This is a genomic window from Dietzia sp. SL131 (genome assembly GCF_026672565.1).
Classification (GTDB): domain Bacteria; phylum Actinomycetota; class Actinomycetes; order Mycobacteriales; family Mycobacteriaceae; genus Dietzia; species Dietzia kunjamensis.
In genome coordinates, this window is record NZ_JAPPRI010000003.1 from 936884 (window position 1) to 958349 (window position 21466).

The window sequence follows — 21466 nt, forward strand, 5'->3', positions numbered from 1 at the left end:
ACGTGTTCCACCGGAGCTGGATGACGACGAGGGGCTGCCGTGACGGCGCAGGACAACACATTCGACGCGGAATTCGACGTGGTGGTCGTGGGGTCGGGGGTGGCAGCCCTCTTCGGTGCCGCGACCGCCGCCGCCCGAGGTCTGTCGACCTGCCTGATCGAGAAGACCGACCGCTTCGGGGGGACCTCCGCGTACTCCGGCGGCGCCGTGTGGCTCCCTGGCAACACCGTCCTCGCCCGGGACGGGATCGAGGACTCCGTCGAGCGGGGGCGCACCTACTTCCGCGCCGTGGTGGGGGACCGCACCGCCGCCGACGTCCAGGACGCGTTCCTCAACACCGGGCCGCAGGTCGTCGAGTTCCTGCAGGACGAGCTGGGCATCCCGACCCGCTTCCAGGCCTTCCCCGACTACTTCGACGCCCCGGGGCGCCAGGAACTCGGCCGGAGCATCTACCCCAAGCCCATCAAGGGCGAGGAGGTCGGCGACCGGGCGACCGACATCCGTCCGCCGGTTCCGGCCGACCAGTTCGGCGCGGACGAGGACACCGCCAAGCTCGAGGGCGGCAGGGCCTGGGTGGCGCGACTCGTACTCGCACTCGACGCGATGGGCACCGCGGAGACCCGACTGAACACCGCCGCCGAGGAACTGGTCCGTGACGACGACGGACGTGTCGTCGGGGTGGTCGTGAACGGTGTCTCCGGCCGGCAGGTGCTGGGCGCACGCCGTGGGGTACTGGTCGCCGCCGGCGGTTTCGAACGGTCGGCGGACCTCCGCCGCCGCTGGCAGGACATGCCCACCGCCGACTGGTCCTCGTCCCACCCCGCCACGGGCTCGGGCGACGCCGTCCGCATGTTCGAGCAGGTCGGCGCGGAGCTGGACCTGCTCGACCAGTCCTGGTGGTGCCCCGCCACGCTGTTCCCCAACGGGCACGCCGCGTTCACCCTGGGCTTCCGCTCCGGGATCATCGTCGACGGCACCGGCCGGCGATTCGCCAACGAACTGCTGCCGTACGACCAGATGGGGCGCAAGATGCACGCCCGCATGGCCGACGGGGCCGGTGACGAGTTCTGGTTGGTGTTCGACGACGCCGAGGCCGGCGGCTACCCGGCGATCTGTATCCCCGCACCCGAGCCCGACGCGTTGCGCGGGGCCGGCCTGTGGCACACCGCGGGATCCGTCGAGGAACTGGCCGAGGCCACCGGGCTCGATCCCGCCGCGTTGCGCGAGAGCGTGGACCGGTTCAACGGCTTCGCCGAGCAGGGGCGCGACGCCGACTTCGCCCGCGGCGAGGACCCGTACGGGCGGTTCTTCCTGGGTGCCGCCACGGCCGATCAGTGCCTGCGGCCCGTCGGCGGCGACCAGCTCCACGCCGTCCGACTCGTCCTCGGCGACCTCGGCACCAAGGGCGGTGCGGTCATCGACGCGAACGGCGCCGCGGTCGACGCGGACGGTCGCCCCATCCCGGGTCTCTACGCCGCCGGCAACTCGTCCGCGTCGGTCTCCGGTGAGGCCTACCCGGGGCCGGGGGTGCCCCTGGGGTCCGGGATGACCATGGCGTACCGGGCGGTGGCCGACATGGCCGGACAGGCCCTCCCGATCGCTCCCTGAGCACGGCGCCGGCGCCGGCGACGAACCACCCCGGTCAGCGGCCGGCCCATGCGAGGAAGTCCGCGGCCGCGATGACCGGCGTGCTCCACTTGTGGGCCGCCCTCGCCTTGGTCGACTGGCTGCCCGGCTCCGCGACCACCAGGGCGTCGCAGCGACTCTTGGTGACCGCACCGACGGGAACCAGGCCACGGCCGAGGGCGAGGGCCTCCATCTCGTCCCGGGACACGAGGACGCCGCTGCGGTCCAGGGCGCTGCCGGAGAAACACACCCGCGTCCCGGGCCGCAGGACGTCCGCCGCGCCCGCCTCCGGCGGAGCCTCCAGCCCCGGCGTCAGGTCCGAGCCCACGATCTCGGAGGCCAGCCGGAGCCGCTCCAGCACGTCGGCGGTCATCGGCACCCGCTTCGCGGCGCGTCGGATCTGCCCGGCGACGAGTCCGCGCGCGCCTGCCCGGAGATCGCGGTCGCCCGGGGTGACGATCTCGTCGTCGTCGTCGTCGTCGTCGTCGTCGACCTCGGCCCCCGGGCGCCCACCGCGGCGGGGGCGCCCCAACAGAGCGGCCCCGACCTCGGCGCTGATACCGAGCATCGCCGACAGTTGGGGGAGTACCTCGGAGGTCGGTGGGCGGACGTCGGCGTCGCGGCTGAGCAGGTAGCCGACCGCGGCCTCGTCGACGAGGTCGGCGTCGAACGTGCCGGCCGCCGCGTCATCCAGGTGCAGCCGCCCGTGGGCCTCGAGCGCCACCCGCGCACGCGCGAGGGCCGATCCGGAGCGGCCACGTGCCCGCTCACCCGGGGTGAGGGCGTCGGTGGGGATGTCGACCCCGACCGGCAACGGCACCGTGCCTCCCAGGCGCGCGAACTCGGCGTCCAGTCGACCGAGAGTGACGTCGAGGTCCACGCCGACCGGGGTGTGCCCGTCCACCAGTGGGGCGACCATCGACCACGCCTCGAGGAGCGTGGGGGCGAGAAGGACATCGGAGACGGTGATGCCGTAGTCCGTCCGCGCCCGGGCCAGGTCGCGCTGGGGATTGACCAGCGTCGTCACCGCGGTGCCGTCGGGGAAGGCGATGGCGAGCTCCACCGGCCGGGGCCGGGACCGGGGCCCGTCCTCGCCGACGGACACCACCGCGACAGCACAGCAGCGGCGGGCCGAGGGCCCACCGTCCGGCGCCCGCAGGAATCGGATGATCCGCCGGTCGGTCTTGAGGTCCCCGGGCAGCACCGGCCGGGTGAGGACGAGGCCTCCCAGCGACCGACAGCGGCTCAACGCCACGTAGAGCTGCCCCGCCACGAACGTGCCGCCGCCGAGGTCCACGACGACCCTGTCCAGGGTCTGTCCCTGGCTCTTGTGGATGGTCACCGCCCAGGCGAGGGTGAACGGGAACTGAGTGAAGGACCCGACCACCTCGTGTCGCATACCGCCGCCGTCCGTCACCGGTCGGGTGACGTCCCAGGTGTGGAGCGCGACCTCGGCGGCCTCACCGCCGATGAAGGCGACGACGACGACGGGCCCTCGCTCTCCGCGGTCGCCCCGTCGCCCGAGGGTCACATCGAGCACCCGTCCGATGGATCCGTTCACCCAACGGTCCGCCGGGTCATTGGTGAGCATCATGACCTGCGCGCCGACCTTGAACCCCAGCACCTCCCGGGTGGGGAGCTCGAACCCGGTGAGATCGCCGGTGAGCGTCGCCTCCATCGCCAGTTCCGACCCGGACAGCCGATCGAGGCGGTGTTGGTTGTGGCTCGCGGCCCTGCGGTTGGTGGTGGTGAGCGTCAGCCAGAACTCGGCGTCCGGCGGATCGAAGTCCGGGTCGGTGCGGGAGTTGAGCCGTTCGCGCGCCGGGCCGACGAGAGCGCCCTCGCGGATCGAGTTGAGGATCGCGGTGAGCTCCGGGTCACCGGACTGCCGGAAGACATGGGTGAGGTCGACGGTGGGGAAGTGCTCGGGGTGGTAGCGCTCGGCCGAGAAGAAGTACGGCGTCGGGTAGGTCGCCTCGAAGGACGATCTCTCGGAGGCCGTCACCACCGGCGGTAGCTGGAAGAGGTCACCGACGAGGACGAGCCGGACGCCCCCGAACGGCATCGTCGGGTCCGGGCCGAACCTCTCGAGCGCGATGGCGACCATGTCGAAGACGTCGGCCCGCAACATCGACACCTCGTCGATGACGAGCGTGTGGGCGCCGGCGAGGGCCTGGGTGAATCGCCCGGGACGGTAGGCGCTGCTGCGCACGTGGTCGACCGTGTGGTCGGGGTGGAAGCCGAACAGCCGGTGGATGGTGTAGCCGCCCACGGTGAGGGCTGCGATCCCGGTGGGCGCGGCGACGAGGGTGGGGTGGTCGGTCTCGGCGAGGAACCGGCGGATCAGGGTCGACTTTCCGGTTCCGGCCCTACCGGTGAGAAAGAGATCGTGTCCCGAGTGCAGAAGGTCGAGTGCGCGGTCGACCTCGTCGGTGAGCACGAGTCCTCCGCGTCCGGGGCCCACCGGCATCCGATCGTCGCTCATCTGTGCCTCCCCTCGGCCGCGACGGCTGGCTTCCGACGACCGCGGGCCGGACCTCCAGGTGGAGATCCGGCCCGCGGTCGGGTGCTGTCGGGGAATCAGTGCCCGTCGTGGCGACGAGTCCGGTTCTCCTCCTGCAACGTGGTGAGCATCGAGTGCTCGCGGTGGTGCTTGTCGTGGTCGGCGTCCTCGAGCAGACGGGCCTCCTCGACCGGATCGGCCTTGAGAGCGCCCCGCGGGGGACGGCCGGCCACACCGAGCTGGTTCATCTTGGTGGGCACCTTGGCGCCGGCGTAGGCGAGCGGAACGGCATGGCCGTGCTCGTCCATCTCGCCGAGCGGCTGGTGCACCTCGATGAACTCGCCCTGCGGCATCCGCATGATGATGCCGGTCTCGATGCCGTGCTCCAACACCTCGCGGTCCGCGCGCTGGAGACCCAGGCACAGGCGGTAGGTGGCGAAGTACACCAGCGGCGGCAGCAGGATGAGCCCGATGCGACCGGCCCACGTCGTCGCGTTGAGCGAGATGGCGAAGTGGTACGCGATGAGGTCGTTGGAACCCATCAGGACCAGGATCACGTAGAAAGTGATCGCCATCATGCCCGAGGCGGTACGGACCGGCACGTCGCGCGGACGCTGGAGCAGGTTGTGGTGCGCCTTGTCCCCCGTGATCTTGGCCTCGATCTGCGGGTACAGGAACATCAGCACGACCATGGCACCGAGCATGACGGCCACCCAGGTGGTCGCCGGGATCGTGTACGGGCCGAGGTAGAGCTCCCAGGCCGGCATCACACGGGCGCCGCCCTCGGTCCACAGCATGTACCAGTCGGGCTGCGAACCGGCGGAGATGTGCGACGGGTTGTATGGCCCGAGGTTCCATATCGCGTTGATCGTGAACAGGCCCGCGAAGAGCATGAGCATGCCGACGGTGATGGCACCGAACGCGATCGACTTGACGGCGAAGACCGGGAGGATCCGGACGCCGACGACGTTCTTCTCCGTGCGGCCGGGCCCGGGGAACTGCGTGTGTTTCTGGTACCACACCAGCGCGAGGTGAGCGGCGATCAGCGCGAGGATGATGGCCGGGATGATCAGCACGTGCAGGACGTAGAAGCGCGGGATCATGATCTCGCCGGGGAAGTCCCCGCCGAAGATCATCCAGTGCATCCAGGTTCCGATCACGGGCAGACCCACGATGATCCCGGAGGTGATGCGGAGGCCGGTGCCCGAGAGCACGTCGTCCGGCAGACCGTAGCCGAGGAAGCCCTCGACGATGCCCAGGAGCAGCAGCACGCAACCGATGGTCCAGTTGGCCTCACGCGGGCGGCGGAACGCACCGGTGAAGAAGATGCGGATCATGTGGACGACCATCGACGCCACGAACAGCAGGGCCGCCCAGTGGTGGATCTGCCGCACGAAGAGTCCGCCACGGACCTCGAACGAGATGTCCAGCGCGGTCTCGTAGGCACGAGACATCTCGATTCCGTTGAGCGGCGCGTACGCACCCTGGTAGATCACCTTCGACATGGAGGGGTCGAAGAACAGGGTGAGGTAGACACCCGAGATCAGCAGGATGATGAAGCTGTACAGGGCGATCTCGCCCAGCAGGAAGGACCAGTGGGTCGGGAAGACCTTGTTGATCTGCCGGCGCAGACCCTTGGCCATGGTGTACCGCGCGTCGAGGCCGTCGCCCAGTGCCGCGAGTCTCGTGTTGTTGCTCATGAACGACGCTCCCAGAAGGCAGGTCCGACCGGCTCGATGAAGTCACCGTTGGCAACGAGGTAACCCTCGCTGTCGGCGGCGATGGGCAGCTGCGGCAGTGCACGGGCGGCGGGGCCGAAGATCGGCTTTGCGTACTCGAGCGCGTCGAACTGCGACTGGTGGCACGGGCAGAGGAATCGATGGGTCTGCTGCTCGTACAGCGACGTGGGGCAGCCGAGGTGGGTGCAGATCTTCGAGTAGGCGTACAGGTCGCCGTAGTTGAAGTTCTCCTGGCCCTTGCGCTTGGTCACGCGGGCCGCGTCCTCGGGACGGAAACGGATCAGCATGACCGCGTTGCGTGAGCCGTGGATCGAGTGCATGTGCTCCTCGAAGTTGCCCAGGGCGCTGGCGGGGAGGGGGAAGACGGACTCGAGGCCACCGGCGGACAGGTCGTCCACACGGATGCGCTCGAGGCGACCCTCGCCGGCCGGCGGGTGCCCGTCGGGGTAGACCTTGCCGGTGTCGCGGCCGAGGTAGACCTTCTCCGGCGGGAGGCCGTCGGGACGGGTGTCGGACGCCAGGGTCCACCCGGTGGTGTGCAGCGTGCCGTCACCGGCGAGGGTCATCTCCCCGCGCTTCCACGGGTTCTTGATCATGCCGCCGAGCGGCAGGATCGCGGAGAGGCCGATGAGCCCCACACCCGCGCCGAGGAAGCCGCCCATGACCTTGCGGCGGCCGAGGGTGGAGGTCTTCCACGAGTCGTTGAGCTCGGCGACGAAGGTGCGCCGGTCGAGATCGTCCGAGGCGCCGTCGTGGCGGGTCTGGACCGAGATCTCCTCGGGGATGAACTTCTTGGTGAACTGCACCGCGCCGAAGCCCAGGAACAGGATCGACAGCCCGATCGTCAGGCCGAGCAGTGGCGTGTAGGTCATGTACAACCAGTAGCCGTCCTCACCCTCGCCGCGGTACTCCCACGGCCAGAAGATGTAGACGACGGCGAAGGCGAGGCCGAACAGTGCCGACAGCGCGAACCAGGTGGTGACGGTCAGCGCCGCGCGCTTCTCGGCGCGGGTGGTGGTGCCCTCCGGGAAACGGGCCTCGCGGAACCGGACGTCGACCTCGTCGAGTTCGGTGCCCATGCGCACGAGCTCGGCATCGCTCATCCGGTCGAGATCCGCAGGGGACGGGTTCTTCGGGGTCTCACTCATGAACGGGATCCGATCCACAGGGTCGCGCCGATGAGGGCGACGATGCCGACAAGCCACATGGCCACACCCTCGGTCACGGGACCGAGGCCGCCGAGGCCGTAGCCTCCGGGCGAGACCTTGGAATCCGAGTCCTTGACGAACGCGATGATGTCCTTCTTCTCGTCAGGGGTGAGTTGACGGTCCGAGAATTTGGGCATGTTCTGGGGTCCGGTGAGCATGGCCTGGTAGATCTCCTGCTCATTGGCAGGGTCGAGAGTGGGGGCGTATTTGCCCGACGACAGAGCGCCGCCGCGACCGGTGAAGTTGTGGCAGGACGCACAGTTGAGGCGGAAGAGCTCTGAACCGCGTGCGATCTCCTCGGCGCGGGCCTGACCGGAGGCACCGCGCAGCGACTCCTGGGCGATGGTGCCGTCCGGGTCGGTGACGACCTCGGGGCCGCCACCGTAGAGGTCGACATACGCTGCGAGCGCGATGATCTGGTGCTCGCTGTAGCGGGGCTTCTTGCGCTCCGCCTGGGCCTCGTTGTCCGCCGCCGGCATGCGGCCGGAGTTCACCTGGAAGTACGTCGCTCCCGCGCCCGTGCCGACCAAGGATGGACCGCGGTCCTTGACGCCTTGGAGATTTATCCCGTGGCAGGTGACACAGGAGACCTCGTAGAGCTGCTTTCCGTCGGCGATGAGCGCGGCCTGGTCCTGTTGAGCCGTCGCGACCTGTGGCTCGGGAATGACAGCCGTGGCGACAGCGCCCGCCCCGACGAGGCCGCCCGCGATGACTAGCGCGCCGACTGCCTTCCGGCGACGCTTCGTGGACACTGGGCGCGCTGGAGCCACAACGGGGTCCGGCGACGGCGTATCGGCAGCGGGTGGGAGAGGAGAGTTCATTGTGAGTTCCCTTTGGAGTTGGGACCCGCTGGACACAGCGTCCTGCGGCCAGCTGACTACTGAATGAAGTAGATGGTGACGAAAAGTCCGATCCAGACCACGTCGACAAAGTGCCAGTAATACGACACGACGATGGCGGCTGTGGCCTGCGCCGGCGTGAATCGCGACATCGTGGTCCGCATGACCAGTACGACGAACGCCAGGACGCCCGCCAACACGTGAAGCCCATGGAAACCGGTGGTAATGAAGAATACCGACCCGTAGACGCTCGACGAGATCGTGACGCCCTCGAGGTAGAGCATCACGTACTCGTACGTCTGTCCGATGAGGAACACTGTTCCCATCAAGGCGGAGATCATGTACCACCTGCGGAGTCCGAAGACGTCACCCTGCTCGGCGGCGAAGACGCCCATCTGGCAGGTGAACGACGACGCCACCAGGATGACGGTGATCGTCAGGGCGTACGGCACATTGAGGTGTACGGGATAGGAAGGCCAGTCACCTCCCGAGTTCGCCTTGGAGACGAAGTACATCGCGAACAGGCCCGCGAAGAACATCAGCTCCTGGGACAGCCAGACAATGGTGCCCACACTGACCATGTTCGGCCGATTCAGCGAATGAACACGCTGGGCCATGGCCGATCCTGAGTTATCTACTGCGCTCGTCACGTGGCCAAGTATGACCCCTGAGGAGGGACGAGTCTGCACGGACCCCCGAAATCGGCGTGTCTGTCCAGCGTTTCCGCAGGTCGCTTCGGAAACTCTCAGGGCAAGGGTCGGTATTGGTCCCCCTTGCAGGGGCTATCAGGGCACTCTCAGGCGAGCACCGGCCGCTCGCCGCCGCCGGAGTGCAGGGTGTCAGCGCACGGGCCGGGTCGGAACAGTGGCACGATTGACGACGTGCGGGCGGCGCCCTGTGGGGCGTGTCCGTTTCCATGACACCAGAGGAGGTCGGGACACGTGGGCAGTTCGGCAGCGTTCGACGGGGGCCGGTCGTGGCCCGGGGTTCTCGGTACCCTCACCGCGGGCGGGGACCTCGATCCGGCGGAGGCCGGGTGGGCGATGTCCCGGATCATGGAGGGTGTCGCCACCGACGCTCAGATCGCAGCCTTCGGCGTTGCCCTGAAAATGAAGGGCGTCACGGGTCCGGAGCTCGACGCGCTGGCCTCGACCATGCTCGACTACTCCCGTCGGGTGCCCACTGATCGTCCCTGCGTGGACATCGTCGGTACCGGTGGCGACCGCCAGGGCACGGTGAACATCTCCACGATGTCCTCTCTCGTGGTGAGCGCCTGCGGGGTGCCCGTGGTCAAGCACGGCAACCGGGCGGCGTCGTCCAAGAGCGGCGGTGCCGATGTGCTCGAGGCGCTCGGGGTGGCGATCGACCTCGGCCCGGAGGACGTCGGGCGGTGCCTCGACGAGGTGGGCGTGGCCTTCTGCTTCGCGCCCGTGTTCCATCCCGCGCTGCGTTTCGCCGCGACTCCCCGGCGTGAGATCGGGATCCCGACCGTCTTCAACATCCTCGGGCCTCTCACGAATCCCGCGGCACCCGCCGCGAACCTCATCGGCTGCGCCTTCGAGGGGCTGATGACGGTGATGGCGGAGGTGTTCGCGTTGCGCGGTAAGTCGGCGCTCGTGGTGCGTGGGTCGGATGGTCTCGACGAGATCACCATGACCGGTCCCACCCGGGTCCTGCGGGTCTCGGGCGGTCATGTGGACGAGGATCAGGTCGAGCCCGCCGACTTCGGGATGAGCGCCTGCTCGATCGAGGAACTACGGGGTGGGGACGGCGTCCACAACGCCGGGGTCGCCCGCGATCTCCTCGCGGGAGCGCGGGGCCCGGTCCGCGATGCGGTATTGCTCAACTCCGCGGCCGCGCTGGTGGCCTTCGACGGTCTCGAGCGTGGTTCCGACCTGGTACCTGCCATGCGGGCCGCGGTGGACCGGGCCGCGGCGGCGATCGACGACGGCGAGGCGGGGCGGCTGCTCGAGAAGTGGGCCGGGTTCAGCGTGCGCTGACGAGTCCCGTCCCGCGGTGCTCGGCGGCGGCGCTCTCGGCCAGGGCCGCCCAGCCGGTCAGCGTGTGCGCCCCGTCAAGGGGGAGCGTCCAGCAACCCTCGACCGAGACGATGCGTGTCCTGGTCGAGTCGATCCACCGGTGGACGTTCCGGATCTGGGCGGCGGTGGCACCGGCGAAGGGGCCGGGGCCGGGCTGCACGGTGGTCGCGGCGGCCCGGAGTCCGTCGATGACCGGCATCGGTGCCGCTCCCGGCGGGACGACCCCGGATCCGGCGAGTCGACCGTGGCGCACCACCGCGACCGCCCACGTCCGGCGCGGCGCCGGCTGTGCGAGAACGATCTCGGGCAGCGAGGCCGTGGCGGCGAGTTCCTGCCGTCGGGAGAGGACCCGCACGAGAGCTGCGGTCCTGTCGCGGAGCCTGGCCGCGCGTTCGAACGCGCCCTCGGCCGCGAGTACCTCCACGCGGTCGACCAGATCCCGCAGGGGGCCGGAGTCCCGTCCCTCCGCCAGCGCCGCCCAGCGATCGGATCCCGGGGCGGTGCCGAACACGCCGAGGAGGTCCTCCCGGGCGGCCCGGGCGTCCTCGGCGCGCCGGAAGGGCCCGATGGCGGCGGGGTCGTCCGGCGTTCGCACGACCTTCGGGCGGGTGGCGCGGCCGGTGGGGGGCGTGAGCCACCAGCCGCGGCGCGGGCTCCGCGACCGGGTGTTGAACGGGGGTTGAAGCGAGTCGATGAGCTGTTCCTCGACGGTCCACGCCTCGAGGAGGTGGGCGCACGCGACCGAGTCGATCGAGTCGGCCAGCCCGACCATGGTGCGCATCCGTCCGCGCGTGTCACCGCCGGAGTAGTAGGACCGGGCCCGTCTGCGGACCGCGCCGGACGAGCCGACGTACAGGGCGCCACCGGCGTCATCCCGGAACACGTAGACACCGGGCCCCTCGGTCAGCGAGCCGGTCATGGCGGCCCGCCGCCTCACCTCCGGGGAGAGACGACCGTCGTAGGCCCGTAGCTCCGACAGGGTCGAGACCCCGCAGTCGCCGACCCGCGAGATCAGTGCGTGGAGCACGTCGACCGTGGCGCGGGCGTCCTGCAGGGCCCGGTGATTGGGCTCCACGGTGGCCCCCAGGTGCGCGGCGAGGACTCCCAACCGATGGCCTCGTGTCTCCCCGCGGTGCAGCACCCGCCTCGCGAGAGCCAGGGTGCAGAGCGACGGGGGATCGGGCCACGGGCGCCCGGTCGACGCGGCGGCGGCCCGCAGGAAGCCCAGGTCGAACCGCGCGTTGTGGGCGACGAGGACGGCCCCGCGGGAGAATTCGAGAAACGTCGACATCACCTCGCCGAGACTCGGGGCACCGACGAGGTCGTCCGGAGCTATCCCCGTCAGTCTGCTGATGTGGCGGGGCAGGGCACCGTCGATCGAGACGAACGTCGACAGTTCCGCCTGCACCTCGCCGCCCCGGACGCGTACCGCGCCGATCTCGGTGATCTCGTCGCTTCCGGTCCGGGTGCCCGTCGTCTCCAGGTCGACCACGACGAACGTGACGTCGGACAGCAGAGGCTCGAGATCGTCGAAGGCTGCCTGCACCCCGGTCGAGACGGGGGAGGGGGATCGGGGCATGGCGGAGACGGTAGCCCCGCCCTCCGACACCGCCGGCCCCGCCGTGGTTGTCGGACCTTGTCCCTAGGGTGCCCCGCAGTACGACCACCCCGGGCCCGGATCGCGGCTCGATAACGAACGGGCAACACGCCCAGGACGAAGTGTGAGGTAGATCATGTTCACGATGGACTGCGTGCGGTGTCCCGCAGGACCCGCCGCATGTGACGGGTGCATCATCGCCGTTCTCGACGCCGGAAAACCGCAGGTGGACGAGCTATCTCCGGAGTCGTGCGGCTATGTTCTGGACCCGGAGGTCCGCGAGGCGATCGACGTCCTGCGCGAGGTCGGAATGGTCTCCACGGTCGAGATTCTGGGGGCTGACGTCGCCGCGTGAGCGATGAACTGGACTTCGACGAGACGGTTTCGTAACCTTTTCGAGACCTCGGAAGTCATCGCCCGCCTGCCGGCGGGGAGCCGGGGTCACACCTAAGCGCCGAAGGGCGCACCGGGGAACCAAGATCCACTGGGGTGAATCGCACGAGGGCCTACAGGTCCGAAGCGTAGGACAGACTTCCGTGTCCGAACCCGTCAGCTAACCCGGTCGGTGCCGCAGGAAGAAAGAGGAACAGTCTTCGTGGGAGCCCACAGCATCAAGACCAGCTCGACCGGCCGCCGTGTCGCCGCCGCCGGCCTGCTCGCAGCCGGAGCCGCTGTCGCCGGTTCCGGAACCGCCGCCGCCGCACCCGTCACCGTCGACGTCCCCGTCGAGCTGCGGCTGCCCGGCGTGCCGAACCAGGTCTCGTTCGACCTACCGGAGGGCATCGAGCTCCCGGCCGGCCTGGCCCAGGCCCAGGCACAGGCGGCGCCCGTCGAGTTCGCCGCCCCCGCGCCGGTGGTCTCGACCGGCCAGCGCATCCTCGACGCCGCCACCACCCGGGTCGGCTCGCCCTACGTCTGGGGCGCTACCGGCCCCAACTCGTTCGACTGCTCCGGTCTGACCTCGTGGGCCTACAAGGAGGCGGGGATCTCCATCCCGCGCACCAGCCAGGCCCAGATCGGCGGCGGCACCCAGGTCTCCAAGGCCGACCTGCAGCCCGGCGACATCGTCGCCTTCTACAGTGGCGCCAGCCACGTCGGGATCTACGCCGGCAACGGCCAGGTCGTCCACGCCCCGTACTCGGGCACCTCGGTGAGCTACGCGCCGGTGGACTCCATGCCGTTCTACGGTGCGACACGCTACTACTGAGTCGGGTCGCTCCCCGAACCTCCGCAGACCCCGTCGGCGTCCGGTCTCGAACCGGTCACCGGCGGGGTCTGTCGTCTGTAACATCCCCTCTCGGGTACCCGATTCCACCGTAGGCGTCGGCTGGGCGCCCGCGCCCTGCGTGACCCGGATCCGAGAGTTCGACGACACCAGATGACCCGCAGCCTCAGCGTGCTCGCGATCGCAGCGACCGTGACCACCTCGTTGACCCTCGGTCCCGCGCCGGCCGGAGCGCAGACCACCACCCCGGACCGGTCGTCGCCAACCGCGACCACGGCGCCTGTCCCGGGTCCGGTTACCCCGCCTGATCAGGTTTCGACTTCTCCCGCTCCGTCGTCGACCGCTCCGTCTTCCCCCGCTCCGTCGCAGACTGCACCGTCCACCACGCCGTCCGCCACAGCGGTGCCCGGCGAGATGAGCGAGGACCTGGCGGAGCTGGCCCGGTTGTCCGAGGAGGCGGGAGCATTGGGGGAGCAGCTCCACCTCGCGCGCGGGGAACTGGACCGCGCCAACGGGGAGCGCGTCCGCCTCGAACGGGCCGCCGGGGTCGCAGCCGGACGGTCCGCCCTCGCGGACGGCACCGCGCGCCGGGACCAGTCCATCGTCGATCACCTCGCGACCATGCGGTACCGGGGCGGGGACACCGGCGCCACACGGGCGGCAGTGCTCGCCGAGAGCCCCCGGGACCTGGTCGACAGGCTCGACACGCTGCGCCGACTGTCCGGGGCCACCACGAGTGCACTGGACGCCTCCAGAGCTGCGTCCCGGGATGCGGTGCAGCTCAGGGAAGAGGCCGCGCGTTCCGCGGCCGAGGCCCGGGACGCGGCCCGCGTCGCGCAGGAGCGAACCGACGCGCTCGCCCGCCGAACCGAGGAGATGCGGGTACGGATGGATGAGGTCCGTCGCCGGGTCGACGCACTGTCGGACGCACAACGCGATCTCTGGATCGGCGGACCGGTGGTGCCGGAGGGGTACGTTGCCCCGCCGGTGGACGACGTCAATTCCGCGGCGCTCCGAGTCGCACTCTCCCGGCTGGGCGCGCCCTACTCGTGGGGCGCGACGGGCCCGTCCGAGTTCGACTGCTCCGGTCTCATGGTGTGGTCGTACGCGCAGGAGGGCAAGGCGCTGCCCCGGGCGAGCCAGGCGCAGGCGGTCGCGGGCGCCCCGGTGGCGATGAACGACATCCGGCCCGGTGACCTTGTCATCTACTTCCCCGGCGCCACCCACGTCGGGATGTACGCCGGCGACGGTCTGGTCCTGCACGCCCCGACCTACGGTGTGCCGGTCCGCCTCGAGCAGGTCGACGCGATGCCGATTCACGGGATCCGCCGCTACTGACCCCGGCCGACCCGGCCAAGCACGGCCGCCCCGCGCAGACACCGGCCGTCCCCGATCGCGCTCCGCCCCTTCCCGACGAGGACGACGCACCGGGCGGGGCCGAGGCGGGCCGGGTTGTGTGGCAGGCTCGGAGCCGATGACCAAGACGCTGTTGATCACCAACGACTACCCGCCGCGCCCGGGCGGGATCCAGTCGTACCTGGAGACGTATCTGAGCCACCTGGACCCGACGGACGTCGCGGTGCTCGCCTCGACGTTCCGGGGTGGCGAATCGGCGGAGTACGACGCCGCCAAGCCCTATCTGGTGGAGAGGGTGCCCACCGAGGTGTTGCTCCCCACGCCCGACCTCGCGGCACGCGCACGAAGGCTCGCCTCGGACTTCGGCGCGACGACGATCTGGTTCGGGGCCGCCGCCCCCCTCGCCGCCATGGCGCCGGTGCTACGGCAGGGCCCCGTGGACCGCATCATCGCGAGCACACACGGACACGAGGTCGGCTGGTCGATGCTGCCGGGCTCGCGCCAGATCCTGCGACTGATCGGCGAGTCCACCGACGCGGTCACCTACGTGAGCGACTACACACGGAGGCGGTTCGCGGCGGCGTTCGGCCCCCGCGCCCGCCTGGTGCACCAGCCGGGTGGCGTCGATACGGAGAGGTTCCGGCCGGATCCCGCACGGCGAAGGGCGATCCGCGACCGTTACGGACTCGCGGACCGCGACGTGATCGTGTGTCTGTCCCGCCTCGTGCCGCGGAAGGGCCAGGACATGCTCATCCGGGCGATGCCGGAGATCGCCCGGCGGGTGCCCGGGGCGGTCCTCGTCGTCGTCGGCGGTGGGCCCTATCGGCGCACGCTGGAAGGACTGGCACGCCGCCTCGGGGTGGCCGACCGGGTCGTCTTCACCGGCCGCGTCCCCGCGGACGAGATCGTCGACCACCACCGACTCGCGGACGTCTTCGCGATGCCGTGCAGGACCCGAGGGGGAGGGCTGGACGTCGAGGGGCTGGGAATCGTCTACCTGGAGGCGTCCGCGTGCGGGGTGCCGGTCGTGGCGGGCCGGAGCGGCGGTGCCCCGGAGACGGTGCGCGACGGCCGGACCGGTCTCGTGGTCGACGGGACGTCACAGGGCGAGGTCGCCGACGCCGTCGCCGGCCTGCTCGAGGACCGGCCCAGGGCGTCGGCCATGGGGGTCCGCGGCCGCACCTGGGTGCTGGAGAACTGGCGCTGGGAGGACCTGGCCCGGGACATGGAACGCGTGCTCTCGGGGGAGTGACCCGCGAGAGCACGCGTTCCGACGCGCGGTCCGATCAGGCGTAGAGCGACTCGATCTGCTGGGCGTACTTCTGGTGCACGACGTTGCGCTTGACCTTCAGGGACGCGGTGAGCTCACCGGTCTCCTCGGTGAACTGGTCCGGGAGGACGTGGTACTTCTTGATCGACTCGGAGTGCGACACGCTCCGGTTCGCCCGCACCAGCGCCTGGTCCAGGTGCTCGATCAGATCGGCGTCCTTGAGCAACTCGTACAACGAGCCGGACTTGTCGTGGTGGGTCTTCCACCGTTCAACGGCCTCCGGGTCGAGGGTCAGCAGGGCCGAGACGAACGGCTTGCCGTCGCCCACGCACACCGCCTCCGCCACGAGCGGGTCCGCACGCAGCGCGTCCTCGAGCTGGTTGGGCGCCACGTTCTTCCCGCCGGCCGTCACGATGATCTCCTTCTTGCGGCCGGTGATCGACAGGTACCCGTCCTCGTCCAGCGAACCCAGGTCACCGGTGCGGAACCAGCCGTCGCTGAAGGACTCGGCGGTCGCCTCCTCGTTCTGCCAGTAGCCGGAGGCGACGACGGGTCCGCTGACCTCGACTTCACCGTCCTGCGCGATCCGGACCGCGCAGCCGGGCAGCGGCTGGCCGACGCTGCCGATCCGCATCCGCCCCGGGGTGTTGACCGTGATCGCCGCACAGGTCTCCGTCAGGCCGTAACCCTCGAAGATGTTGACCCCGATGCCGTCGAAGAAGTGGGTCAGACGGTCACCCAGGGCCGCGCCGCCGGAGATGGCGACCTCGCAACGCCCACCGAGCGCGTTGACGAGTTTGCCGTAGACCAGCTTCGAGAAGATCGCGTGGCGCAGCCCGAGCAGCGGACCCACCCGGCCGTCACCCCGGTTGGCCTTGGAGTACGCGACCGCGGTGTCCGCGGCCTTGTCGAACATCCACGCCTTGACCGTGCCGCCGTCCTGCGCGGTCGCCTGGGCCTTGTTGAAAACCTTCTGGAACACGCGGGGGACGGCCAGGATGTAGTGCGGCTTCATCTCGCCGAACGTCTCGACCAGGTTGGTCAGGTCGGAGGAATGCGCGATGGTCACGCCGGCGTGGAAGCCGGCGTAGGTGATGGCGCGGGCCAACACGTGGGCCAGGGGCAGGAACATCACCGAGGTGGCGTCGTCCCGCAGGATCCCGCTGAACGGCGTCTCGAGCACGGCGAGCGTCTCGGACATGAAGTTGCGGTGGCTGAGCATGACGCCCTTGGGGCGGCCCGTGGTCCCCGAGGTGTAGATCAGCGTCGCGGGGGAGTCGGCGCGGACCGAGGCCCGGCGCTCGTCGAGCACCGAGACGTCGACCGTGGCCCCCTCGGAGGCGAGGGTCTCGAGGACCGGGGTCGCGCCGTCGATCACCAGGACGTCGGCGACCTCCAGGCCCTGCACGCCCTCTCGGGCGGTGGTGGCGTGGATGTCGTTCTCGACGATGATCAACCGGGCCGCGGAGTCCTCCATGATCCAGTGGATCTGGTCGGCGCTGGAGCTGTCGTACACGGGAACGGTGACCGCGCCGACGGCCCAGATCGCGAAGTCGATGAGATTCCACTCGTACCGGGTGGAGCTCAGCAGGGCGACCCGATCGCCCGCCCGGACACCGAGCGCCACCAGTCCGCGGGCGATCGTCCGGACCTCCTCGGCGAACTCGCGGTTGGTGACGTCCGTCCACCGACCGTCGACGGGCTTCTGGAACGCCACGTTCTCCGGGGTGTTCTCCGCGCGGTCGTATGCCGACTGAACGCAGGACCAGTCGTCAGGGACGGTGAAGTTGGCGGGTACCGCGACGTATTCGCGCAAAGGGTCCTCCCGGTGGAGACGTTCAGAGTATGTCGGTGACCACACACACTATCGCCGGGACCACACGGTGGTCACGTCGCCTGCCTTCCGGGCGCCGCGGGTGGGGCGCATCGCGGAGCGGGATATGTGAAGCTTGTGGGTATGAGCGAGCACGACGGCGCCCCCGAGGTGTGGCCGACCAGAGACTCCACGGTGGTCGACGCACCGGTGGAGGACGTCATGGCGGTCATCTCCGACTTCGCCGCGTACCCGGAGTGGTCCGCGTCGATCCGCGCGGCCGAAGTGCTCTCCAGCGGTCAGGACGGCCGTCCGGACCGGGTGCGGTTCGAGCTCGAGGCGGGCGCGATCGTCGACGAGTACGTCCTCGTCTACTCCTGGTCGGCGGACGACCGCGGTCTGGAGTGGCGGCTCGAGAGCTCGGCGTTGCAGAGGGCCCAACGGGGCTACTACCGGCTCGAACCGGTGGCGGGCGGCACGCGTGTGGACTACGAACTCGAGATCGAGCTCACGGTCCCGGTGATCGGGAGCCTGCGCAGCCGCGCCGAGCGCCGGATCCTGGGCGACGCACTGAAGGAACTCAAACGCCGGGCGGAGTCGCGGTGAGCAGAACTCGTGTCGTCGTCGTCCTCGGGGGAGATCCCGAGGACCGCGCGGGCGTCACCGCCGACCTGCTCGCGGACCCCGGCTGCACGGCGTTGATCCTGACCGGCCATCCCGATGCCGTCGACCCCCGTCTCGACGTCTCGGAGGACGGGCCCGTCGAGGTCCGGGTCGACGACCCGACGGCGAGGCTCGAGACCTACCGGTCCGGCGCCGCCGATCCGGACGACGACGTACTCGCGGCGCTCGCCGCCGGAGGGGACGCCCCACTGGCCGCGGTGCTCGGGTGGGAGTACGCGCGACGGGCCGCGTCGTCCGAGTACTGGGACGTCGTCGTGGTCGAGCTCGACGGGGACCTGACCGCGGTGCGCCGGCTCGCGGCGGCCGGGGAACTGGCCGCGTTCGTGGAATCACGTTGGCCCGCCAATGTGCGCTTCGCCTCCATGGCGGCGGGCGGACGCGCCGACGTGCGGGTGCGGGAAGCGCACAGACTCGCGCTGCTCGCCGGTGACGTGGCCGGCTTCCTCGCCGGGAGGATCGAGACCATCGTGGTGGGGTCCCCGGCCGGCTCCACGGCTGCCATGGCGACTCTGGCCCGCGGCGCCGTCACCCCGGTGGTGGCGCCCGACGGCGAGGGCGGATACCGGGTCGAGTACCCGGCCCCGACCCGCCCGTCCGCGCCGGTCTCGGTCGAGGGGGACCGGCTCCGCCTGGAGTTCGACGGGTTCCGGGCGGTGGTGGCGCTGCCGCCGCTGCTGCGCCGGTGTGTGCTCACGCAGTCCGTCTTCGAGCGCGACGCGGGTCGACTGGTGATCAGCTTCCTGCCCGACCCGGATCTGTGGCCCCCGAACCTCGTACCGTCCGGATCCGCGGACCGCGCCGGGTAGTATCCGCATTCGTCGACAGCCATCACAAGAGGACCGGTGACCCGTTGCTGTACTACCTGTTCAAATACGTGCTCATCGGCCCGTTCCTACGTCTGACGAGTCGTCGGGTCGTCACGGGACGCGAGCACTTCCCCGAGCGCGGTGGCGCCCTGCTGGTCGGCAACCACCAGTCCGTCGCGGACTGGTTGTTCACCGCTCTGCTCATGCCCCGCCGGGTCACCTTCCTGGCCAAGAGCGACTACTTCACCGGAACCGGTGTCCGCGGCATACTCAGCCGGTGGTTCTTCGCCGGCTCGGGCCAGCACCCGATCGACCGCACCAACGCCGACGCCGCGCAGGCCGCCCTCGACGCCGGGCTCGAGGTCCTCTCATCGGGGGAGATCCTGTGCATCTACCCGGAGGGGACGCGCTCGCCGGACGGTCGTCTGTACCGCGGGAAGACCGGGCCCGCCCGCCTCGCACTCCGCGCCGGGGTGCCCATCATCCCGGTGGGCGTGACCGGGACCCCCGAGTACGTACGCCGGATCTCCCGGTTCCGCCCCGGGCGGCGCACCGAGATCCGGGTCATGCTCGGCGAGCCGCTCGATCTGTCCCCGTGGGCCGGGCGCGAGGGGGACCGGGACGCTGAGCGCGAGATCACCGACGAGCTCATGCGGCGGATCCAGGCGCTGACCAATCAGGAGTACGTCCACGACACGTATGGCGCCGAGATGAAGAAGCGCTACGAGGCGGTGCGCAAGGCCGGGCGGAACCTGCTCGACCACCCCGTCGAGGGACAGCGCTGATCGCCGGTGCGCTACTTCTACGACTGCGAGTTCATCGAGGACGGCACGACGATCGAGTTGGTCTCCGTGGGGATCGTCGCCGAGGACGGCCGGGAGTTCTACGCCGTGTCCACCGACTTCGACGCCTCGGCGGCCGGGCCGTGGGTGCGGCGCAACGTCCTTCCGAAGCTGCCCAACCCGTCGTCGTCCGCGTGGATGTCCCGGAGCCGCATCCGGGACGAGCTCTACGAGTTCGTCACCGCGCCGCCCACCGGCGGGGTCGAGATGTGGGCGTGGATCGGGGCGTACGACCACGTGGCCGTCTGCCAGCTGTGGGGCGACATGACAGCCCTTCCCGCCGCCATGCCCCGGTTCACGCGCGACGTCCGCCAGCTCTGGGAGACCGCCGGCAAGCCCGACCTGCCCGCACACCCGGGAGGGGAACACGACGCCCTCGCCGACGCCCGCCACGCCGCGATGCGCTTCCGCGCCATCGCGGCGAAGTCGCCCCACCTGGGTCTCTGAGGCCCGCTCCGCCGGTGGTGGCGTATCGTCGCCGGGGTGAGCAACTGGACAGTCGACGTCGACATCGCGCAACTCCCCGACCTCCCGCCGCTCTCCGCGGACCTGGATCGGCAGCTGGCGGACGCCCTCTCGCGGCCCGCCCTTCAGCAGCCGTCGTGGGATCCCGGTCACGCCGCGGCGATGCGCAAAGTGTTGGAGAGCGTGCCGCCGATCTGCGTCGCCTCCGAGGTCGAGCACCTCTCCGATCGCCTCGCCGACGTGGCGCACGGGCGTGCGTTCCTGCTCCAGGGCGGTGACTGCGCCGAGACGTTCGAGGCGAACACCGAGCCGCACATCAAGGGCGTGATCCGCACCCTGCTGCAGATGTCGGTCGTGCTGACCTACGGTGCGTCGATGCCCGTGGTCAAGGTCGGCCGGATCGCCGGCCAGTACGCCAAGCCCCGCTCGGCGGACCGCGACGGAACCGGGTTGCTGTCCTACCGCGGCGACATGGTCAACGCGCTCGAGCCGGACGAGGCGGCCCGTGAGCACGACGCCTCCCGGCTCGTCCGTGCCTACGCCAACGCGGCCGCGGCGATGAACCTGGTCCGTTCCCTCACGGCGTCGGGCACCGCGGACCTGCATCGCGTCCACGAATGGAACATGGAGTTCGTCGCGGGCTCGCCCGCTGGTGCCCGCTACGAGGCCCTCGCCGCCGAGGTGGATCGTGGCCTGCGCTTCATGGACGCGTGCGGGGTCTCGGACCAGAACCTGCGCTCGGCCGACATCTTCTCCTCCCACGAGGCGCTCGTCCTGGACTACGAGCGGGCCATGTTGCGCCTGGCCGACGACGGCACGGGCCTGACCGGCGACGCCGAGCAGGGGTTGTACGACCTGTCGGCGCACTTCCTGTGGATCGGGGAGCGGACCCGCGGCATCGACGACGCCCACGTGGCGTTCGCCTCGCTCATCCAGAACCCGATCGGCCTGAAGATCGGTCCCACCACCACGCCCGAGTTGGCGGTCGAGTACGTGGAGAAGCTCGACCCCCACAACCGGCCGGGTCGACTGACGCTCGTCTCCCGGATGGGCAACGACAAGGTCCGCGACGCGCTGCCGCCGATCGTCCAGGCCGTCGAGGCGACCGGCCACAAGGTCATCTGGCAGTGCGACCCCATGCACGGCAACACGCACTCGACGTCCAACGGGTACAAGACCCGCCATTTCGACCGGATCATCGACGAGGTACAGGGCTTCTTCGAGGTCCACCACGCTCTCGGTTCCCACCCGGGTGGCATCCACATCGAGCTCACCGGTGAGGACGTCACCGAGTGCCTCGGCGGAGCCCAGGACATCTCGGACATCGATCTGGCCGGTCGCTACGAGACCGCCTGCGACCCGCGCCTCAACACCCAGCAGTCGCTCGAGCTCGCCTACCTCGTGGCGGAGATGCTGCGCAGCTGACGCCGTAGGGGCCGGCCTCGCGCCCCGGA

Annotated in this window: 18 protein-coding genes and 1 riboswitch; of the genes, 11 read left to right on the forward strand and 7 right to left on the reverse strand. The window is 70.2% G+C overall.

Annotated features, from left to right (window positions below):
• The first annotated feature begins 39 nt into the window (after positions 1 to 39).
• Positions 40 to 1608 (forward strand): FAD-dependent oxidoreductase, encoded by a 1569-nt coding sequence (locus tag OVA21_RS05230; RefSeq protein WP_268091939.1) that lies wholly within the window; start codon positions 40 to 42, stop codon positions 1606 to 1608.
• Positions 1609 to 1642: 34 nt separating this feature from the next.
• On the opposite strand, the gene OVA21_RS05235 is transcribed toward OVA21_RS05230, so the two are convergent.
• The 5 genes from OVA21_RS05235 to ctaE all read right to left on the reverse strand — a co-directional run bounded on the left by OVA21_RS05235 (position 1643) and on the right by ctaE (position 8565).
• Entirely contained in the window at positions 1643 to 4111 is a 2469-nt protein-coding gene (locus OVA21_RS05235) for an AAA family ATPase (protein ID WP_216824117.1), read from the reverse strand.
• Between the two features lie 95 nt (positions 4112 to 4206).
• The gene (gene qcrB, locus OVA21_RS05240) at positions 4207 to 5829 is read right to left on the reverse strand and encodes a cytochrome bc1 complex cytochrome b subunit (protein WP_096905666.1); all 1623 of its coding nucleotides are present in this window, start codon (positions 5827 to 5829) and stop codon (positions 4207 to 4209) included.
• Positions 5826 to 7016: a cytochrome bc1 complex Rieske iron-sulfur subunit gene (gene qcrA, locus OVA21_RS05245; protein ID WP_096905665.1), complete on the reverse strand. Its 1191-nt coding sequence runs from the start codon at positions 7014 to 7016 to the stop codon at positions 5826 to 5828. Before qcrA ends, qcrB begins: the two co-directional genes overlap by 4 nt.
• Positions 7013 to 7897 (reverse strand): cytochrome bc1 complex diheme cytochrome c subunit, encoded by an 885-nt coding sequence (gene qcrC / locus OVA21_RS05250; RefSeq protein WP_096905664.1) that lies wholly within the window; start codon positions 7895 to 7897, stop codon positions 7013 to 7015. The genes qcrA and qcrC overlap by 4 nt, the downstream gene beginning before the upstream one ends.
• Before the next feature lie 56 nt (positions 7898 to 7953).
• Positions 7954 to 8565: an aa3-type cytochrome oxidase subunit III gene (gene ctaE, locus OVA21_RS05255; protein WP_067713706.1), complete on the reverse strand. Its 612-nt coding sequence runs from the start codon at positions 8563 to 8565 to the stop codon at positions 7954 to 7956.
• Between the two features lie 291 nt (positions 8566 to 8856).
• On the opposite strand from ctaE, the gene trpD reads away from it, so the two are divergent.
• A complete protein-coding gene (gene trpD / locus OVA21_RS05260) occupies positions 8857 to 9915 on the forward strand; it encodes an anthranilate phosphoribosyltransferase (RefSeq protein ID WP_096905663.1) in 1059 nt (352 codons plus the stop codon).
• Here trpD and OVA21_RS05265 read toward each other — a convergent pair.
• Entirely contained in the window at positions 9902 to 11533 is a 1632-nt protein-coding gene (locus OVA21_RS05265; RefSeq protein ID WP_268091943.1) for a DEDD exonuclease domain-containing protein, read from the reverse strand. The two genes, trpD and OVA21_RS05265, sit on opposite strands and share 14 nt — an antisense overlap.
• Positions 11534 to 11687: 154 nt before the next feature.
• Here OVA21_RS05265 and OVA21_RS05270 point away from each other — a divergent pair, with 154 nt between their 5' ends.
• The 4 genes from OVA21_RS05270 to OVA21_RS05285 all read left to right on the forward strand — a co-directional run bounded on the left by OVA21_RS05270 (position 11688) and on the right by OVA21_RS05285 (position 15384).
• Entirely contained in the window at positions 11688 to 11906 is a 219-nt protein-coding gene (locus OVA21_RS05270) for a hypothetical protein (protein ID WP_096905661.1), read from the forward strand.
• A gap of 79 nt (positions 11907 to 11985) precedes the next feature.
• A riboswitch (cyclic di-AMP (ydaO/yuaA leader) is annotated at positions 11986 to 12134 on the forward strand.
• 12 nt (positions 12135 to 12146) lie between these two features.
• A complete protein-coding gene (locus OVA21_RS05275) occupies positions 12147 to 12758 on the forward strand; it encodes a C40 family peptidase (protein ID WP_119192985.1) in 612 nt (203 codons plus the stop codon).
• Positions 12759 to 13190: 432 nt separating this feature from the next.
• The gene (locus OVA21_RS05280) at positions 13191 to 14114 is read left to right on the forward strand and encodes an NlpC/P60 family protein (RefSeq protein WP_227022238.1); all 924 of its coding nucleotides are present in this window, start codon (positions 13191 to 13193) and stop codon (positions 14112 to 14114) included.
• A gap of 136 nt (positions 14115 to 14250) precedes the next feature.
• Positions 14251 to 15384: a glycosyltransferase family 4 protein gene (locus OVA21_RS05285; RefSeq protein ID WP_067713719.1), complete on the forward strand. Its 1134-nt coding sequence runs from the start codon at positions 14251 to 14253 to the stop codon at positions 15382 to 15384.
• Between the two features lie 34 nt (positions 15385 to 15418).
• Here OVA21_RS05285 and OVA21_RS05290 read toward each other — a convergent pair whose 3' ends face one another.
• Positions 15419 to 17218, reverse strand: coding sequence for an AMP-dependent synthetase/ligase (locus OVA21_RS05290; RefSeq protein WP_096905658.1), 1800 nt, complete (start codon positions 17216 to 17218; stop codon positions 15419 to 15421).
• Between the two features lie 141 nt (positions 17219 to 17359).
• On the opposite strand from OVA21_RS05290, the gene OVA21_RS05295 reads away from it, so the two are divergent.
• Genes OVA21_RS05295 through OVA21_RS05315 form a run of 5 tightly spaced genes read left to right on the forward strand, consistent with a single transcriptional unit; the run spans position 17360 to position 21437 of the window.
• On the forward strand, positions 17360 to 17821 hold the full coding sequence (locus OVA21_RS05295) for an SRPBCC family protein (protein WP_096905657.1): 462 nt from the start codon (positions 17360 to 17362) through the stop codon (positions 17819 to 17821).
• Positions 17818 to 18705 (forward strand): hypothetical protein, encoded by an 888-nt coding sequence (locus OVA21_RS05300; protein ID WP_096905656.1) that lies wholly within the window; start codon positions 17818 to 17820, stop codon positions 18703 to 18705. The genes OVA21_RS05295 and OVA21_RS05300 overlap by 4 nt, the downstream gene beginning before the upstream one ends.
• Positions 18706 to 18749: 44 nt before the next feature.
• Positions 18750 to 19490, forward strand: a complete 741-nt coding sequence (locus tag OVA21_RS05305; protein ID WP_096907274.1) for a lysophospholipid acyltransferase family protein — start codon at positions 18750 to 18752, stop codon at positions 19488 to 19490.
• 6 nt (positions 19491 to 19496) lie between these two features.
• The gene (locus OVA21_RS05310) at positions 19497 to 19994 is read left to right on the forward strand and encodes a polyadenylate-specific 3'-exoribonuclease AS (RefSeq protein ID WP_067713732.1); all 498 of its coding nucleotides are present in this window, start codon (positions 19497 to 19499) and stop codon (positions 19992 to 19994) included.
• Between the two features lie 36 nt (positions 19995 to 20030).
• Positions 20031 to 21437, forward strand: coding sequence for a class II 3-deoxy-7-phosphoheptulonate synthase (locus OVA21_RS05315; RefSeq protein ID WP_067713735.1), 1407 nt, complete (start codon positions 20031 to 20033; stop codon positions 21435 to 21437).
• The last annotated feature ends 29 nt before the right edge of the window (positions 21438 to 21466 follow it).

What these genes read in the sequence shown, in the direction of transcription:
- OVA21_RS05235 (WP_216824117.1), bottom strand. Translation starts at nt 4,111, where the DNA reads ATGAGCGACGATCGGATGCCGGTGGGCCCCGGACGCGGAGGACTCGTG.
- qcrB (WP_096905666.1), bottom strand. Translation starts at nt 5,829, where the DNA reads ATGAGCAACAACACGAGACTCGCGGCACTGGGCGACGGCCTCGACGCG.
- qcrA (WP_096905665.1), bottom strand. Translation starts at nt 7,016, where the DNA reads ATGAGTGAGACCCCGAAGAACCCGTCCCCTGCGGATCTCGACCGGATG.
- qcrC (WP_096905664.1), bottom strand. Translation starts at nt 7,897, where the DNA reads ATGAACTCTCCTCTCCCACCCGCTGCCGATACGCCGTCGCCGGACCCC.
- OVA21_RS05265 (WP_268091943.1), bottom strand. Translation starts at nt 11,533, where the DNA reads ATGCCCCGATCCCCCTCCCCCGTCTCGACCGGGGTGCAGGCAGCCTTC.
- OVA21_RS05270 (WP_096905661.1), top strand. Translation starts at nt 11,688, where the DNA reads ATGTTCACGATGGACTGCGTGCGGTGTCCCGCAGGACCCGCCGCATGT.
- OVA21_RS05280 (WP_227022238.1), top strand. Translation starts at nt 13,191, where the DNA reads ATGAGCGAGGACCTGGCGGAGCTGGCCCGGTTGTCCGAGGAGGCGGGA.
- OVA21_RS05285 (WP_067713719.1), top strand. Translation starts at nt 14,251, where the DNA reads ATGACCAAGACGCTGTTGATCACCAACGACTACCCGCCGCGCCCGGGC.
- OVA21_RS05295 (WP_096905657.1), top strand. Translation starts at nt 17,360, where the DNA reads ATGAGCGAGCACGACGGCGCCCCCGAGGTGTGGCCGACCAGAGACTCC.